Annotated in this window: 1 protein-coding gene; it reads left to right on the top strand. The window is 60.8% G+C overall.

The window, feature by feature from the left end; translation table 11 throughout:
- The coding region (locus EP867_RS19420) for an IS110 family RNA-guided transposase (protein WP_194085573.1) at positions 1-812 on the top strand (812 nt) is incomplete at both ends.

Here is an 812-nt window from a genome sequence, read left to right on the forward strand (position 1 = left end):
ATGCAGAATGCAGTGGGAGAGGCCGCCGACCCAGTCAGTTCACACAGCGATCATCGGGTCTAATGAGGCTGGGCCATGAAGTGCGGCTGATCCCGCCTTCTTATGTGAAACCCTTCGTCAGGCGGGGCAAAACCGACAGTGCCGATGCCGAAGCCATCTGCACGGCCGTGATCCAGCCCTCCATGCGCTTTGTGCCCGTGAAGACGCCCGAGCAGCAGGCGGTTCTGATGCAGCACCGGGTCCGGGATTTTCTGGTGCGGCAGCAGACCCAGCTGGCCAATGCCATACGGGCTCACCTTGGTGAGTTCGGCATCGTGGTGGCCAAGGGCGTTCATCACATCGAAAAGCTGCTCGGTGAGGCTGCAGGCACCGCTCTGCCTGAGCCCGTGGTCACCTCTCTCGATTTGCTGGCTCGCCAGTTTATGGACACCAAAGTGCGCATTGAAGAGATCACCGGCCAGATCCGGGACGCCGCCGAGACGGATGAGCGGGCACGTCTGCTCCAGACGATGCCCGGGATCGGGCCGATCACAGCCAGCGCAATCGTGGCGCATATCTCTGATACCAGTGCCTTCCGGACATCACGGGATCTGTCGGCCTGGTTGGGACTTACGCCGAAACCGCATTCGAGCGGCGGCAAACATCGTGTGGGTTCCATCTCGAAGATGGGCAATCGATACCTGAGACGTCTTCTCTATCTTGGCGCAATGGGCGTTATCTCTGCCAGGCGCAAGGCTGGGGAACAAAGTGACTGGCTGGGCCGGATCCTTGCGACAAAGCCTGCGAAAGTGGCAGCCGTCGCACTGGCGAAC

It is taken from the genome of Falsigemmobacter intermedius, from assembly GCF_004054105.1.
Taxonomy (GTDB): domain Bacteria; phylum Pseudomonadota; class Alphaproteobacteria; order Rhodobacterales; family Rhodobacteraceae; genus Wagnerdoeblera; species Wagnerdoeblera intermedia.